This window comes from Stenotrophomonas riyadhensis, assembly GCF_040256885.1.
In the GTDB taxonomy this organism is placed as follows: Bacteria; Pseudomonadota; Gammaproteobacteria; order Xanthomonadales; family Xanthomonadaceae; genus Stenotrophomonas; species Stenotrophomonas riyadhensis.
In genome coordinates this window covers 3,128,709-3,144,129 of sequence record NZ_CP155568.1, presented here as the reverse complement: position 1 = coordinate 3,144,129, position 15,421 = coordinate 3,128,709, and the positions used below count along the sequence as shown (strand labels likewise).

The 15,421-nt window shown below is 67.5% G+C and carries 14 protein-coding genes; 8 read left to right on the top strand and 6 right to left on the bottom strand.

What is annotated here, in order from left to right; genetic code table 11:
- Positions 1 to 703: 703 nt before the first annotated feature.
- The gene (locus tag SriyCCGPB3_RS14690; RefSeq protein ID WP_005410386.1) at positions 704 to 1,531 is read right to left on the bottom strand and encodes an inositol monophosphatase family protein; all 828 of its coding nucleotides are present in this window, start codon (positions 1,529 to 1,531) and stop codon (positions 704 to 706) included.
- 120 nt (positions 1,532 to 1,651) lie between these two features.
- Here SriyCCGPB3_RS14690 and SriyCCGPB3_RS14685 point away from each other — a divergent pair, with 120 nt between their 5' ends.
- Genes SriyCCGPB3_RS14685 through SriyCCGPB3_RS14675 form a run of 3 tightly spaced genes read left to right on the top strand, consistent with a single transcriptional unit; the run spans position 1,652 to position 5,524 of the window.
- On the top strand, positions 1,652 to 2,422 hold the full coding sequence (locus tag SriyCCGPB3_RS14685; RefSeq protein WP_010486603.1) for an RNA methyltransferase: 771 nt from the start codon (positions 1,652 to 1,654) through the stop codon (positions 2,420 to 2,422).
- Positions 2,423 to 2,468: 46 nt separating this feature from the next.
- The gene (locus SriyCCGPB3_RS14680; RefSeq protein ID WP_110712931.1) at positions 2,469 to 3,401 is read left to right on the top strand and encodes a phosphate/phosphite/phosphonate ABC transporter substrate-binding protein; all 933 of its coding nucleotides are present in this window, start codon (positions 2,469 to 2,471) and stop codon (positions 3,399 to 3,401) included.
- Positions 3,398 to 5,524, top strand: coding sequence for a putative bifunctional diguanylate cyclase/phosphodiesterase (locus tag SriyCCGPB3_RS14675; protein WP_110712930.1), 2,127 nt, complete (start codon positions 3,398 to 3,400; stop codon positions 5,522 to 5,524). The genes SriyCCGPB3_RS14680 and SriyCCGPB3_RS14675 overlap by 4 nt, the downstream gene beginning before the upstream one ends.
- 75 nt (positions 5,525 to 5,599) lie before the next feature.
- Here SriyCCGPB3_RS14675 and epmB read toward each other — a convergent pair whose 3' ends face one another.
- Entirely contained in the window at positions 5,600 to 6,640 is a 1,041-nt protein-coding gene (epmB, locus tag SriyCCGPB3_RS14670) for an EF-P beta-lysylation protein EpmB (protein WP_153855927.1), read from the bottom strand.
- A 96-nt stretch (positions 6,641 to 6,736) separates the two neighbouring features.
- On the opposite strand from epmB, the gene efp reads away from it, so the two are divergent.
- From efp to SriyCCGPB3_RS14645, 5 genes are all read left to right on the top strand, one after another.
- Positions 6,737 to 7,303, top strand: a complete 567-nt coding sequence (gene efp / locus SriyCCGPB3_RS14665) for an elongation factor P (protein ID WP_005410381.1) — start codon at positions 6,737 to 6,739, stop codon at positions 7,301 to 7,303.
- A 205-nt stretch (positions 7,304 to 7,508) separates the two neighbouring features.
- Positions 7,509 to 8,852, top strand: a complete 1,344-nt coding sequence (locus tag SriyCCGPB3_RS14660) for a TRZ/ATZ family hydrolase (RefSeq protein ID WP_014037873.1) — start codon at positions 7,509 to 7,511, stop codon at positions 8,850 to 8,852.
- 25 nt (positions 8,853 to 8,877) lie between these two features.
- Entirely contained in the window at positions 8,878 to 9,594 is a 717-nt protein-coding gene (ubiG, locus tag SriyCCGPB3_RS14655; RefSeq protein ID WP_180855207.1) for a bifunctional 2-polyprenyl-6-hydroxyphenol methylase/3-demethylubiquinol 3-O-methyltransferase UbiG, read from the top strand.
- Positions 9,591 to 10,286 carry a phosphoglycolate phosphatase gene (locus tag SriyCCGPB3_RS14650; protein ID WP_180846226.1) on the top strand — a complete coding sequence of 232 codons (696 nt, stop codon included), beginning with the start codon at positions 9,591 to 9,593 and terminating at the stop codon, positions 10,284 to 10,286. Before ubiG ends, SriyCCGPB3_RS14650 begins: the two co-directional genes overlap by 4 nt.
- An 11-nt stretch (positions 10,287 to 10,297) precedes the next feature.
- Positions 10,298 to 11,002 carry a squalene/phytoene synthase family protein gene (locus SriyCCGPB3_RS14645; RefSeq protein WP_180855205.1) on the top strand — a complete coding sequence of 235 codons (705 nt, stop codon included), beginning with the start codon at positions 10,298 to 10,300 and terminating at the stop codon, positions 11,000 to 11,002.
- Positions 11,003 to 11,101: 99 nt separating this feature from the next.
- Here the strand turns inward: SriyCCGPB3_RS14645 and SriyCCGPB3_RS14640 are convergent, their stop codons facing one another.
- From SriyCCGPB3_RS14640 to yidD, 4 genes are all read right to left on the bottom strand, one after another.
- Positions 11,102 to 12,622 carry a gliding motility protein gene (locus tag SriyCCGPB3_RS14640; RefSeq protein WP_180855203.1) on the bottom strand — a complete coding sequence of 507 codons (1,521 nt, stop codon included), beginning with the start codon at positions 12,620 to 12,622 and terminating at the stop codon, positions 11,102 to 11,104.
- A gap of 112 nt (positions 12,623 to 12,734) precedes the next feature.
- The gene (locus tag SriyCCGPB3_RS14635) at positions 12,735 to 13,580 is read right to left on the bottom strand and encodes a M23 family metallopeptidase (protein WP_350259458.1); all 846 of its coding nucleotides are present in this window, start codon (positions 13,578 to 13,580) and stop codon (positions 12,735 to 12,737) included.
- Positions 13,580 to 14,926 carry a dihydroorotase gene (locus tag SriyCCGPB3_RS14630; protein ID WP_012480835.1) on the bottom strand — a complete coding sequence of 449 codons (1,347 nt, stop codon included), beginning with the start codon at positions 14,924 to 14,926 and terminating at the stop codon, positions 13,580 to 13,582. Before SriyCCGPB3_RS14630 ends, SriyCCGPB3_RS14635 begins: the two co-directional genes overlap by 1 nt.
- A 1-nt stretch (position 14,927) precedes the next feature.
- Positions 14,928 to 15,182 (bottom strand): membrane protein insertion efficiency factor YidD, encoded by a 255-nt coding sequence (yidD, locus tag SriyCCGPB3_RS14625; RefSeq protein WP_014037867.1) that lies wholly within the window; start codon positions 15,180 to 15,182, stop codon positions 14,928 to 14,930.
- Positions 15,183 to 15,421: the final 239 nt, after the last annotated feature.

Genomic DNA, 15,421 nt, shown 5'->3' with positions numbered 1-15,421 from the left:
GGCCTCGCGCCGGGCGTTTTTGTTTGCGGGATGCATTGCGGATGCCGGGTCGTGCCCGGCGGATCGTTTCCGCGCCTGCGGAGAGGTGTCACTTTCTTTGCTCGTGCAAAGAAAGTAACCAAAGAAACACGCCGCCAGGGCGCGAGCCGTCGCTGCGCGACGGTTCCCTGCGCTTCTCGGCGAATCAGGGGACGGCGCCGAACTCGCTGCGCTCAAACACCGGCGCCTCTTCGCCCCTGATTCCCCTGCGATGCTCGGCTCGCTCCAGGCGGACTGGAAGGTCAAGATCAACGGCAACAGCATCCACGCATGGCGTGGATCTACTGGGTGCAGCTGTGGCATTTGACCTTGGGTCCGCCTTGAGCGAGCCGAGCACCGCAGGTCCGGCGAGGGCGAAGAGGTGCGGGTGTTTGAGCGCAGCGAGTTCCCGCACCGTCCCTCGACGGACCGAGGAGCGCAGGGTACCGATGCACAGCATCGGCTCGCGCCCCGGCGGCGTGTTTCTTTGGTTACTTTCTTGATGGCGCACATCCGTGTGCGCCACCCTACGGGCCGGCTACGCCGTTCCACGCTGCTCCTGCAGCGCGGTGCACGAGCAAAGAAAGTGACACCCCTCCGCTGTCGCGGAAACAAATCGCCGTGCGCGCAAACGAAAACGGCACCTTCGCAGGTGCCGTCTCCATGAACCGCTTTACACGGAACCTCAGAACTTCGCGTCGAACTCCGCCGCGTAGCCAGTGTTCACCAGCACCTTCTGCAGCGACTCGGCCACCTTCAGGTTGCCGGCCACGATCTGGTGGGTCTCCGGGCCACGGTTGTCCATGCGGCCCAGGGTCGCGCCCTTGAAGTCGCAGACCTTGCCGCCCGCCTCGCGGACCAGCAGCAGGCCGGCAGCGATGTCCCATGCCTTCACGCCGGCTTCGAAGTAGGCATCAGCGCGGCCACAGGCCACGTAGGCCAGGTCCAGCGCGGCCGAACCGGTGCGGCGGATGTCCTCGGCCTGGACCAGCAGGGTGTCGACCGACTTCAGCTGCGCGCTGGCGCGGCTGCGTTCGCGCGGGGCGAAGCCGGTGTGGATCATCGTGCCTTCCAGATCCTTGCGGTCGGCCACGCGGATGCGGCGGTCGTTCAGCACGGCGCCGGCGCCACGGCTGGCGGTGAACAGTTCATTGCGCAGCGGGTCGAAGATGACAGCATCGGTCGGCTCGCCGTTCTCGACCAAGGCGATCGACACGCAGTAATGCGGCACGCCGCGCAGGTAGTTGCTGGTGCCGTCCAGGGGGTCGATGACCCACATCTGGCGGCGCTCGCCCTGCACGCCACCTTCTTCACCGAAGATGCCGTAGTCCGGGTAAGCGCGCTTGAGTTCCTTGACGATGACCTTTTCCGCGTCCGCATCCACTTCGCTGGCGTAGTCCATCCGGCCCTTCTGCACCACGTTCAGTGCCTCGAGCTTGTTGATGTTGCGCAACAGGACGTTGCCGGCGAGGCGGGCGGCCTTGACCATGACGGTTACGGCGGGTTTCTGCATGGCGTGGGCTCCCGGAAAGGCAGAAGAGATGGACTGGCGGGGGAAAAGAGCGGGTCCGGCGCAGTGGCCGGCCGCACAGTTTACCATTGGTCATCGTCCAGCTCGACCTTTTCCCTGTTCATGTCCCAGTTTCCTGCCGCCACCCGCCTCCGATTCGTCCTGGTCGGTACCCAGCACCCCGGCAACATGGGCGCTGCCGCCCGCGCCCTGAAGACCATGGGCCTGGCCCGCCTGGTGCTGGTTGCCCCCGAAAAGCCGCTGGATGAGGAGGCCTTCCGCCGCTCGGCCGGTGCCGAAGACGTGCTGGGGGACGCCCCGGTGGTGGCCACCCTGGCCGAGGCCGTGGCTGACTGCCGTCTGGTGCTGGGCTGCACCGCCCGTGCCCGCCGCGTCCAGCTGGAGGAGTACCTGCCGGCCGATGCCGCTGCCCGTGCGGTGGCCAAGGCCGGCGAGGGCGCCGAGGTGGCGCTGGTGTTCGGCCGTGAGCGCACCGGCCTGACCAACGAGGAACTGCAGCTCTGCCATGCAGCGGTGCACATCCCGTCCGACCCGGAGTTCAGCTCGCTCAACCTGGCTGCCGCGGTGCAGGTGCTGGCCTATGAAACGCGCATGCAGCTGCTGGGTGCGCAGCCGGCGGCCGACGCCGAGCCGGGCTTCCGCGAGCAGGCGGCCAGCCACGAGCAGATGGAGAGCTTCTTCGCCCAGCTTGGCGACACGCTGGACGAGATTGATTTCCACAAGGGCCGCGCCCCGGAGTCGGCGATGCGCAAGCTGCGCCGCCTGTTCCTGCGCAGCGAGCCCAGCGAGCAGGAAGTGCGCCTGCTGCGCGGCATCCTTGCCGACACCCAGCGCATGGCGCGGCTGGCCCAGGCGGGCAACAAGGACAGCTGACGACGTTCTCATTTTTTCGGGTAGTCTGTCCGGATACCCAGGGGGGATGATGCCTGTGTCGGGTCTGCGAAAGGCAATGCAGGGGGGACTGCTGAGCCTGGCCATGGTCCTGCTGGCCGGGACGGTGCGTGCGGCACCGGACCCGGTGCTGGTGCTGGGCCGGATCAGCGATGATCCCAAGGCGCACTACGAGCAGCTGCAGCCATTGCTGGACTACGTGGTGGCGCGCATGCATGACGTTGGCATCAAGGAGGGGAGGATCCTGATGGCACGTGATCCACAGCAGATGGCCAGCTATCTGCGGCGGGGGCGGGTCGACTGGGTCACGGAAACGTCGGGCACGGCGGTGGCGCTGGGCCAGCGCAGTGGCGCACGGCCCCTGCTGCTGACCGAGCGCAATGGCGTGCGCGAGTACCAGACGGTGTTCTTCGTGCGCAGCGACAGCCCGATCCAGCGCGTGCAGGATCTGCGCGGGCACCGCCTGGCGCTGCAGAACACGGCGTCCACCAGTGCCTACCTGGTGCCGGTGATGACCCTGCTGCAGCAAGGGTTGTCGCCGCAGATCCTGGCGGGTACGTGGGACATGCCAGGGCGGGACAGCGTGGGCTATGTGTTTGCGCGCAGCGAGCTGAACATCGCGACCTTCGTGCACAAGGGCGTGGTCGATGTGGGGGCGGTGAGCAGCGTGGACTGGAATGACGAGCGCCGGGTGCCGGCTGCGTTCCGCCGCGACTTCCGTGAGCTGCTGCGCACCGAACCCTATCCGCGTGCGGTGGAGATGGTCCGCGCCGACCTCGAGCCGCGGGTGCGTGATCGCCTGCAGGAAGTGCTGCTGCAGGCGGCCAGTGATCCACAGGCGCAGGGAGCGTTGCATCGTTTTTTTGGCACTTCCGGTTTCCACCGCGTCGATGCGCATGCGCAGCAGCGGTTGGATGAATTGAAACAAGGATTGACGCGCGTGCGGATGGAAGTGGAATGAAGTGGCTCGGCTCGGGGATGCAGGCCCGGTTCCTGCTGGCGATGGGCGGAGCAATGGTGGTGGTGGTGGCGATCCTGGCGGTGCTGCTGGGGCGCCAGACGGCCATGCAGGGTGAGGTGCGCAGCCTCAGTGGTGGTGTCATCCATGAACTGTTCGACCGCAGCGTGCGCAGCCGTGGCGAAGCGATGGCGCGCGAGTTGTCCGATTCGCTGGCCAATCCCCTGTACTACCGCGATCTGGACCAGGTCGGTGCGCTGGTACGCGGCACCGCGCGACAGCCGGTGGTGCGCTATGTGCTGGTGTTCGACGAACGTGGCCGGCTGGTGCATGACGGTTCGATCGAAGTATCCGGTTTCGGCCAGCCCATGGCCGATCCGCTGGCCCCCAGGGCCGCCGCTGCACAGGCGCTGGTGGTGCAGGAATCACCGAAGGTGCTCGACAACGCGATGCCGATCATGATCGGCAACCAGCGCATTGGCGGCGTCCGCGTCGGCATGGCGCTGGATGAGGTCCAGCAGCGCGAGCAGGCAGCCAACGCGACCCTGGGCGAACGCCTGCAGCAGGCGGGCAGCCGCCACCTGGGCTGGCTGCTGCTGATGCTGGGTCTGCTGGTGGTGATCGGTGTGGCCGTGATCCTGTATGTGCAGCGCACCCTGGTCGCACCGATCCGTGACCTGGCCGCGGCCGCACGGCGCATCGAAGCCGGTGACTACCAGGCGCCGCTGGCCGAGAACACGCGCGATGACGAGGTGGGCGAACTGGTGCGCGGCTTCGCCCGCATGCGCGATGCGATCGCCCGCCACGACCGCGAGGTCCGGCGCATGGCCTATACCGATGCATTGACTGGGTTGACCAATCGACTGGCGTTCCGCGAGGCCCTTGACCACCGGTTGATGGCCGCACGCGCGTCCAATCATCGGTTGGGCCTGCTGTTTGCCGACATCGACGACTTCAAGCGGGTCAACGATACCCTCGGCCATGAAGCCGGCGATGAGGCGTTGCTGCAGTTCGCCCAGCGTATCGGGCGCGCGGTCACCGAGGCCGGGGGCGACGAGGCCCTGCTGGCGCGTTTCGGCGGCGACGAGTTCGTGATCCTGGTCGGAGATGGCGACGTGGCGGCCAACGCACGGCTGCTGGCCGAGGTGCTGGTACGCGAGCTGGGCAAGCCGCTGGTGGTGCAGGGCCGGGAACTGTTCCTTGGCACCTCGATCGGCGTGACCCTGTTCCCGGACGATGCTGCCGATGCGACCACGCTGCTGAAGAACGGCGACATCGCCATGTACCAGGCGAAGATGGCCGGCAAGAACTGCTACCGCTACTACAGCCGGGCGATGGACCATGCGGTCGAGCGCCGCGTGCACATGGAACAGGAGCTGCGCGGGGCCTGGGAGCGTGGCGAGCTGCGTCTTGCCTACCAACCGATCTTCCGCATGCGTGACCGCCGCATGATCGGCGTCGAAGTGCTGTTGCGCTGGCAGCACCCCACCCTGGGCACGATTCCGCCGTCGGTGTTCATCGAAGTGGCCGAGCAGAGCGGGCTGATCGAGATCATCGGCCCGAAGGTGCTGCGTGCGGCCTGCATGGAGGCCGCGCAGTGGCCACGTGGGGCGGCCGGCGATGATCTGTTCGTGTCGGTCAACGTGTCACCGCGGCAGCTGCGTGGCGGCGAACTGCCGGCACTGGTCGCACAATGCCTGCATGAGTCCGGGCTGCCGGCGTCGCGCCTGCACCTGGAGCTGACCGAAACCGCCGTGATCGGCGACGAGATGGTTGCCGCGCAGCTGCTGGACAAGCTGCACCGCACCGGCGTGAAGGTCTGGCTGGACGATTTCGGTACCGGCTTCTCCGGGCTCAGTCATCTGCGCCAGGTGCCCGTGGACGGCGTGAAGATCGACAAGAGCTTTGTTGCGGACATGCAGCGTGATCCCGACGACCTGGCCCTGACCACGGCGATCATCGCAATGGCCCACGCGCTGGGCATCACGGTGGTGGCCGAAGGCATCGAACAGCAGGCGCAGTTCGAGCTGTTGGCGCAGCGCGGTTGCGATCTGGGCCAGGGTTATTGGCTGAGCCATCCGGTGACCGCCACTGAAGTGGTACGGATGATCGAGTCGGGTCTGTAGCCGGCAAAAAAAGGGGACGGAGGGAATTAAGTCGCTTGTGCATTTGCGACTTAATTCCCTCCGTCCCCTTTTTTGTTACACCGGGCGCTTGCTCGGGTCGCCGGGCAGTTCGCGCACCAGCTTCGGGATCAGATAGCCGGACAGGCGCGCGGTCAGGCCGGCAATCAGCGCCTTGGCCTGGCTGTCGTCCACTTCGAAGTGGGCCACGCCCTCGACCCGGTCCAGCTGGTGCAGGTAGTAGGGCAGCACGCCGGCGGCGAAGCTGCGCTCGCTCAGGTCCTGCAGGGCCTGCACGCTGTCGTTGACCCCGCGCAGCAGGACGGCCTGATTCAGCAGCTGGGCGCCGACGCCGCGCAGGCGGCCCATTGCCGCGTCCACGCTGGCGTCAAATTCGTTGGCATGGTTGGCATGGACCACGATCGCCAGCGGCCACGGCAGGCTGCCCAGCCAGGCCAGCAGCTCCTCGTCCACGCGCTCCGGCAGCACGATCGGCAGCCGGGTATGGATGCGCAGGCGGCGGAGATGCGGAATCGCGCGCAGGGCGTCGGTCAGCTCCACCAGCTTGTGCGTGGCCAGTGACAGCGGGTCACCGCCGGACAGGATCACTTCGTCAATGTCCGGGTCAGCGGCGATGGCGGCTACGGCCTCCTGCCAGCCGCCCTTGGCGGCGTTTTCCGCGCCATAGTCGAAGTGGCGGCGGAAGCAGTAGCGGCAGTTGATCGCGCAGCTGCCGGTGGCGACCAGCAGGGCGCGGCCACGGTACTTCTGGATGACGCCGGTGGCCTTCTTGGCGGCACCATCACCCACCGCATCGAAGCTGAACCCGGGTGCCGGGCGCATTTCCTCGTCGATCGGCAGCACTTGGCGCAGCAGCGGGTCGGCCGCATCGCCGGGGCGCATGCGGGCCACGAAGCCCTCCGGTACGCGCAGCGCGAACTGTGCCATGGCCGCCTCCGAGACGCCCAGCGCGGCCGGGTCCAGCTGCAGCCGGGCCAGCAGGGCGTGCGGGTCACGCAGCGCCTGGCGCCAGAGCTGCTGCCAGCGCGCGGGCGTACCTGGCGACTGGGGCCGTGGGAAGGCGGAAAGCTGCATGGAGAGGGGGCCTGCGGTTATCATGGGGGCAGAAAAACAGTCGCCCACCGGCATCCGGTGGGCTTTCCATTCTAACGGCTCGCCGCACCCGCGGCGTTTTTGCCACTCAGGAGTTTACGCATGGCCAGCTACGGCATGAACGACGTCAAGAACGGGATGAAGATCCTGGTCAACAACCAACCGGCCGTCATCATCGACACCGAATACGTCAAGCCGGGCAAGGGCCAGGCCTTCACCCGCGTGAAGTACCGCCTGATCAAGGACGGCCGTACCCAGGAAGTCACCATGAAGTCGACCGACTCGCTGGATGCAGCCGACGTCGTCGATACCGACATGAACTTCATGTACAGCGACGGCGAGTACTGGCACTTCATGGACCCGGAATCCTTCGAGCAGGTCCAGGCCACCAAGGCCGGCATGGGCGGCGCCGAGAAGTGGCTGAAGGGCGAAGAGTCCTGCGTGGTCACCCTGTGGAACGGTGAGCCGATCTTCGTGCAGCCGCCGAACTTCGTTGAACTGAAGATCACCGAAACCGATCCGGGCGTCCGTGGCGACACCTCGGGCGGCGGCGGCAAGCCGGCCACCCTGGAAACCGGCGCCGTGGTCCGCGTGCCGCTGTTCGTGAACCAGGACGAAGTGATCCGCGTCGACACCCGTTCGGGCGAATATTCCGCACGCGTCAAATAAGGTTCAGGCCGTAGGCCAACCTTACTGTAGTGCCGGCCGCTGGCCGGGTACGCGCCATCGCATTCGCGCTGGCGCTCCCATGATCTGCTTCGGCAGATCATGGGCCCCGCTTCACGAGTCTCCAGACCCCGCCGCTTCGCGGCAGCCCCTGACTCAGGGGCGTGTCCCCCAGAAGTATCTCGCCACCCCCAGCCAGTGAGCCCGCATGAGCGATAGCCCGCACCTCCCCGAAGCCTGCGACCTGCTCATCGAAGCCGGTTATGTCGTTCCGATCGAGCCGCATGCGGTGGTGCTGGAAGACCATGCCGTTGCCGTGCGTGGCAGTGAAATCGTGGCCATCCTGCCGCGTGCCGAGGCGCGCGCGCGGTTCCGCGCCACCCAGGTGGTCAGTCGCCCCGAGGCTGCGCTGATGCCGGGCCTGGTCAACGCGCACACGCACAACCCGATGACGCTGCTGCGTGGCGTCGCCGACGACCTGCCGCTGATGACCTGGCTGCAGCAGCACATCTGGCCGGTGGAAGCGGCGGTGATCGGCCCCGAATTCGTTGCCGACGGCACCACCCTGGCCATCGCCGAGATGCTGCGCGGCGGTACCACCTGTGCCAACGAGAACTACTTCTTCGGCGACGTGCAGGCCGCGGTCTACAAGAAGCACGGTTTCCGCGCACTGGTGGGCGCGGTCATCATCGATTTCCCCACCGCCTGGGCCAAGACCGACGACGAATACTTCGCCAAGGCCGGTGAACTGCACGACCAGTGGCGCACCGATCCGCTGATCGGCACCGCGTTCGCACCGCATGCGCCGTACACGGTCAACGATGCCAACTTCGAGCGGGTGCGGATGCTGTCCGACCAGCTCGACATGCAGGTGCACCTGCACACCCACGAGACCGCGCAGGAGATCAACGATTCGATCAAGCTGCACGGCCAGCGCCCGCTGGCGCGGCTGGATCGGCTCGGCCTGGTCAACGACCGCCTGATCGCGGTGCACATGACCCAGCTGACCGATGCGGAAATCCACCTGTGCGCCGAGCGCGGCGTCAGCGTGGTGCACTGCCCGGAATCGAACCTGAAGCTGGCCTCCGGTTTCTGCCCGGCCTGCGCCCTGCAGCGCGCCGGCGTGAACCTGGCGATCGGCACCGATGGCTGCGCCAGCAACAACGACCTGGACATGTTCAGCGAGAACCGCACCGCGGCGATCCTGGCCAAGGCCGTGGCCGACGATGCGACCGCGCTCGACGCGGCGACCACGCTGCGCGCCTCCACCCTGGGTGGCGCCCGCGCACTGGGCTTCGGCGACCGCATCGGTTCCATCGAAGTCGGCAAGCAGGCCGACCTGGTCTGCGTCGACCTGTCCGCGCTGGAAACCCAGCCGCTGCACAACGTGCTGTCGCAGCTGGTGTATGCCACCGGCCGCCAGCAGGTCAGCGACGTCTGGATTGCCGGCAAGCCGAAGCTGGTGCAGCGCGAGTTGGTCGGCATGGACCTGCCGGGCATCATCGCCAACGCGCGCCAGTGGCGCGAGCGCATCCGTCATATCCGCGCCTGAACCCCGGCGCCGCAAGGACTCCCTCATGACTGCCCCCCACGCTTCCTCCAATTTCGATCAGGCCGAGCTGGACAAGTTCGCCGCACTGGCCAACCGCTGGTGGGACGCTGACGGCCCGCAGAAGCCGCTGCATGCGCTGAACCCGGTGCGCCTGCAGTACGTGGCCGATCGCGTGCCGCTGCGCGGTGCGCGCGTGCTCGACATCGGTTGTGGTGGTGGCCTGTTGAGTGAAGCACTGGCGCAGGCCGGGGCTGACGTCACCGCCATCGACCTGGCCCCGGAACTGGTCAAGGTCGCGCGCCTGCATGCGCTGGAAAGCGGCGCCAAGGTCGATTACCGGGTGCAGGCTGCCGAAGATCTGGCCGCCGAGCAGCCGGGCAGCTTCGATGTGGTCACCTGCATGGAAATGCTCGAACACGTGCCCGATCCGGGCGCGATCATCGAGGCCTGCAAGCGCCTGCTGAAGCCAGGCGGTCACCTGTTCCTGTCGACCATCAACCGCACCGCCGCCGCCTTCGCGGTGGCGATCGTCGGCGCCGAGTACGTGGCGCGGCTGCTGCCCAAGGGCACGCACCACTACCAGGAATTCATCAAGCCGGCCGAGCTGGCGCGCTGGCTGCGCGAGGCCGACATGCAACTGGTGGATGTCAGTGGCATGGCCTACGAGCCGTGGCGCAACCATGCGCGCCTGAGCAGCCGTACCGACATCAACTACCTGGCCTACGCGATCAAGCCGGCATGACCGCGGCCCGCTTCCCGCGTGCGGTGCTGTTCGATCTGGATGGCACGCTGCTGGACAGTGCACCGGACTTCGTCGCCACCTGCGACGCGATGCTGGCCGAGCGCGGCCGCGCACCCATCGATCCGGCCGCGCTGCGCCCGGTGGTGTCGAAGGGCTCGCGGGCGATGGTCTCGGCTGCGTTCCCGGAACTGGACGTAGCCGAACGTGACGCGCTGATCCCGGAATTCCTGCAGCGCTACGAAGCATTGATCGGCCAGCACGCGGTGCTGTTCGATGGCGTGGCCGGCATGCTCGCCGCGTTGGACGACGCCGGTACAGTGTGGGGCATTGTCACCAACAAGCCTGAATACCTGGCGCGCTTGATCCTGCCGCAGCACGGCTGGCAGCAGCGCTGTGCGGTGCTGGTCGGTGGTGACAGCCTGGCCGAACGCAAGCCGCATCCGCTGCCGCTGCTGCACGCCGCACAGGCGATCGGCATCGCCGCCGAAGACTGCGTGTACGTGGGCGACGACGAGCGCGACATCATTGCTGCGCGCGCCGCCGCCATGCCGTCGGTGGCGGCACTGTGGGGCTACCGCCTGCACAGCGACGATCCGCTGGCCTGGCAGGCCGACGTGCTGGTCGAGAACGCCGAACTTCTGCAACTGGCCAGTCTCTGGCCGACCCGGCCGGCAGCCCCGGCCCAGCCGTAAGGAATCACGTAGTGAGCAGTACCGCGCTGGACAGTTTCCTCGACAAGTGGCGCAGCCGTTGGCCGGAATGGTCGGTGGCCGCCCCGTTCGTGGCCGAATCGCAACGCGAGCTTGCGGTGGCGTGGTTCGCGCTGCTGCAGGAATTCGACGACATGCTCAACACAAGCGGCGACCCGTTGCCGGCCGACGCCAAGCTGGCGTGGTGGGGCGAGGAGCTGCGCAGCTGGGCCGCGCATCGTTCGCGCCACCCGCTGGGCCGCCTGCTGGAGCCGGTGCGTGCGCCGTGGGCGCAGCTGGCCGAAGCACTTCCGGATCTGGTTGAAGCGCGCACGGTCGCGCTGGATGCGGCCGGCGCCGAGCGCGCGCTGGCCCATTACGCTGAAGCCGTGGCTGCGGTGGAGGCAGCCCTGTTCGCGGACAAGCCGCGCACCGGCGCCGGTCGCGCAGTGCAGCTGCAGATCCTGGCCCAGCGCCTGCAGGATGCCGGCGTAGCCGGTGTGCCGCGCAGCCTGCTGGACGGTGATGCCAGCACGGCCGCACAGCGCTGGGCGCAGCATCTGTTGAAGGGCTGGGGCAGCCGCGTGCCCGGCCCGCGCCCGCGCCGCGTGTGGTCCAGCCTGGCGCGTGCCCGTGTGGCCGCGCAGGCGGCAGGCAAGCCGATCGAAGCCACGCCGGTACGCACGCTGCTGCGTGTGTGGTGGGCTGCGCGCGGCTGATTGATTGCCGTGGTAGTGCCGGCCATTGGCCGGCAGCCCGGGCGATGCAGGATTGATGGGGTGGCCGGCCAGCGGCCGGCGCTACCCTTCCAGGGCGCCTCAGAACGTCCTGACCTCGTTCATTGCTTCGCGCAGTACGTCGCGCTGCAGCGGCATCGTGCCCAGTGTGCGCTTCGCTTCCACGGCATCGATGATGCCCATCCACGCCATGTAGATCTGCTCGCGTTCCTCGGTTTCGATGAAGCCGCTGCGGCGATCCAGTGCGTTGAAGCCTTCGGTGTACTGGCGGCCGATCTGTGCCAGCGCCGTGGTCAATTCGGTTGTGCCGGCGTCAGCCGTCGTCACCTTCAGCGCCTCGGTGTACGCCTTGCGATAGAGCGCCGCCGCCTTGCCTGCCTGCGCGGCGCTGATGTGCGCGCTGCCGTCCCAGTCGCGGAACGGGTTGTCCAGGTTGGCGGCCAGCCATTCGGCCTTGCGCAGTTGTCCCACGTCCAGATCCAGGCCTCTTGCTGCCTCGCCCTTGTAGGCCTTCCTGATGGCGGTGCCAAGGTCGGCCGGTAGGCTGTGCAGCCACAGCCGGCACAAGCGCGGCCAGCGTTCCGGTGCCGGAAACACCGAACCAGCAGGCGGAAAGAGATCGCTGCCGCTGAGGGTGTGCAGCTGCTGCAGGTCGCCGAGGCACTGCAGCTGATGCAGCAGGCAGGGGGCGCCGTTGATCGCGAGCGATTGCAGTTGCGGGAACTGCTGGGCGATGCGTGCGGCGTCGAGTTCGCGTACCTCCCGCAGCTGCAGCTCACCAAGCTGCGCCAGGCCCAGGCCTGGCAGCAGCGGATCGGTGCTGATGAGGGTCAGCCAGCGGCCCTCGTCCTCGGCGTGGATGATCAGCGCGGGATCGATGCTGCCGATCAGCGTCAGGCGATCCAGCTGCGGGTTGAGGTGGAGCGAGCGCAGGCCGGTGACATCGATCGTCATCTGCAGGAGCCTGGTTCCTCGCACATCGACGTCAGTCTCCTGCTGGCCACTGATCTGCAAGGTATGGATCAATGGCCGTGTACGCAGCCACGGCAGCAGGTCCGGCACCGGTGTGCTGATCTCCAGCTGGGTGAGCAGCGGCAGGGCATCGAATACAGACAGTGACGGCGCACGGTTCAGGGTCGCGCTGTCCAGTTGGCGGGTACAGCGACGCACCGGAAAGGCATCGCTTTCCAGTACCACGCTCTGGTCTTGCGGCGCGGACATCGCGGCGTGGAATTCGCGCACGGCATCGGTATCCAGTGCATCCCACTTGCGTTGCCCGACCCATTCGGCGCCATCGGGCCAGCTGCCATAAGTCCTCGGACGATCGGCGATCAGCGGCTCGCGCCAGCCCACCTGCCGGAAATCGCGCGGGACGCGCTTGCCTACCCAGCGGTGCAGGATCGCGGGCGCCGCACGGAACGGGCTGAAGCGGGCAGGTTGCATGGCTGCAACGGCGGCGGCATCCGGCAGGGCACTGCCCACCCAGTCCAGTGCCAGGATGGCGAAGCTGCCGTCCTCCGTACTCTGGTGGGTGAGCTGGTAGGCCACGTGGGCGCCCAGGCGTGCGTTGTGGACGACGTGGATATCTCCCGTAGCGGGCATGCAACGTTCCTTGTTTCCATGCGTCGAAACATCACGGTAGCGCCGGCCGCTGGCCGGCATCCAGATTCGCCGCGAAGATCATGGGGTTGCCGGCCAGCGGCCGGCACGACCGTTATTTGCGTTCCAGCACCAGCAGCGGATCGATTCGGGTATCGAACCAGTTCATGCCCCAGTGCAGGTGCGGGCCGGTGGCACGGCCGGTGGCGCCGACCGCAGCGATCACCTGGCCCTGTTCCACACGGTCGCCGACCTTCACGTCGATGCGCGACAGGTGCAGGAAGTTGGAGCTGACCCCGAAACCGTGGTCGAGCAGCAGGGTGCCGCCGGTCAGGTACAGGTCGGGGCCGGCGAAGGTGACGATGCCGGCGGCCGGCGCCTTCACCTGCGTGCCGGTCGGTACCGCGATGTCCATGCCGGAATGACCGGCACCGGGCTGTCCGTTGTACACGCGTGCGTTGCCGAAGCGGCCGCTGATGCGGCCCTGCACCGGCCAGATGAAGGTCTGGGTGAAGTCGGTACGGTCGTCATCGCGGGCACGCGCGGCGGTCACCTGTGCTTGTTCGCGCTTGATCCGCTCGGCAATCGCCGGCGGCGGGTTGACCGTCTTCGGCGGCACGCCGTTGACCCGCTCGGTGGGCCAGTCGCGCGGGGTCACCGCAATGGTCGCGGTCTCGCTGCCACCATCAGGGCGTTGCACCTGCACGCGCAGCGGACCCTTCTCGTCGCGGCCGATGCCGAACACCACGCTGCCATAGCCGCTCACCCGCAGTTGGCGGCCGGCGTACTGCACGCGGCTGCCGGCGGGTACCTTGCCGATCACCAGTGCGCCCTGCGACGCGCTGGCCGGGAACACCACGCGGCTGTCGATCAGGCTGCCGATGCCGTCCTGTGCCTGCGCCGACGGTGCGGTGAACAGGGGCGCGGCCAGCAGCGCCCCGATCAGAAGTGCGGAGCGCATCAGCGGTCGTAGGTCATGCGCTGGCCGGCCGGCTCGCCAACGAGCTTGCTGCCGTCCCACACCAGCTGGCCGTTGACCCAGGTGGAGGCCACGCGCGAACGGAAGGTCGTGCCTTCGAACGGCGACCAGCCGCACTTGGACAGCACGTCCTCGCGCTTGACCGTGAACGGCACGTCCTCGACCAGCACCAGGTCGGCGAAGTAGCCCTCGCGCAGGAAGCCGCGCTCCTCGACGTCGAACAGCTGTGCCGGCGCATGCGCGAACTTCTGCACCACCTGCTCGCGGGTCAGCTTGCCTTCGTGCACGCGTTCCAGCGCGGCCACCAGCGCGTACTGCACCAGCGGCAGGCCCGACGGTGCCTGCGCGTACGGCTTCTGCTTCTCTTCCCAGGTGTGCGGCGCGTGGTCGGTGGCCAGGACGTCCAGCACGTCGTCGGCCAGCGCGGCGGTGATCGCCTCGCGGTCGGACACTTCCTTGATCGCCGGGTTGCACTTGATCAGGTTGCCCTTGGTCGCATAGTCCGGGCGCGCGAAGTGCAGGAAGTGCACGCAGGTTTCGGCGGTGATCTGCTTGCGGCTGCCGTCGGCGCGGATCAGCGGGCCCTTCTCGAACAGCGCCAGTTCGTCGGCGGTGGAGATGTGCAGCACGTGCAGGCGGGTGCCGTGCTTGCGCGCCAGCGACATCGCCAGGCGGGTCGACTTGATGCAGGCCTCGCGCGAGCGGATGTCCGGGTGCATGTCCGGGGTCAGCGCGTCGCCATATTTCTCCTGGAAGGCCTTCAGGTTGGCATCGATCATCGGCGTGTCTTCGCAGTGCGTGATGATCGGCGTCGGGCATTCGCGGAAGATCGCGTCCAGCGTTTCCGGGTTGTCGACCAGCATGTTGCCGGTCGAAGCACCCATGAACACCTTCACGCCGGGCGCCTTCTTCGGGTCCAGCGCACGGATGGCGTCCAGATTGTCATTGCTGGCGCCGTGGTAGAAGCCATAGTTGGCCCAGGCGCGACCGCGCGCCAGTTCGTACTTCGCTTCGAGGATGGTCGAATCCAGCGTCGGCGGGTTGGTGTTGGGCATGTCCATGAAGCTGGTCAGGCCACCGGCCACGGCCGCCGCCGATTCGCTGGCGATGTCGCCCTTGTGGGTCAGGCCCGGCTCGCGGAAGTGCACCTGGTCGTCGATCATGCCGGGCAGCAGCCAGCGCCCGGCTGCGTCCACCACCTGTTCGCCGTCGCGCGGCGCCAGCCCACTGCCGATCTGCGCGATGCGGCCGTTCTCGATGCGCAGGTCGCCGTCGAAGGTGCGGCCTTCGTTGACCATGCGGGCGTTGGTGATGAGGGTGGAGGACATGTCAGTGTTTTCCTGTGCAACGGCAAGAGGGGGCGTTGGGAGACTCGGGCACGGGGTCGAAGCCGCCAGGATGGAACGGATGGCAGCGGCCCAGCCGGCGCGCAGCCAGCCAGCTGCCGCGCAGCGGGCCGTGCCGCGAGATGGCGTCCATCGCGTATTCAGAACAGCTCGGCACGAAACGGCAGCGTGGCCCCAGCAAGGGGCTGATGAAGCGCTTGTAGAAGCGCAGCAGGGCAATGAGCAGGCGCGAGATCACCCAGTCATCTTATGCCAGTTGGCATGAAGGCCGCATTTGTGCAGGATGGGCCGTTGGTCGCATGTCGCCGATGGCCTGCGACCGGTACCAGTACCTTCGGGTGCTGGCCAGGTTCCGTACCGCGCAAGGCGGTCCGTGTTCGTCGGACTGCCCCTTGGGCGCCTTGACTCCAGGACTGAATGGAGCAGGGTGCCGAGGTTGCTGCTGCGGGTCGGGTAGGCTATAAAGGCCCGCTTTCC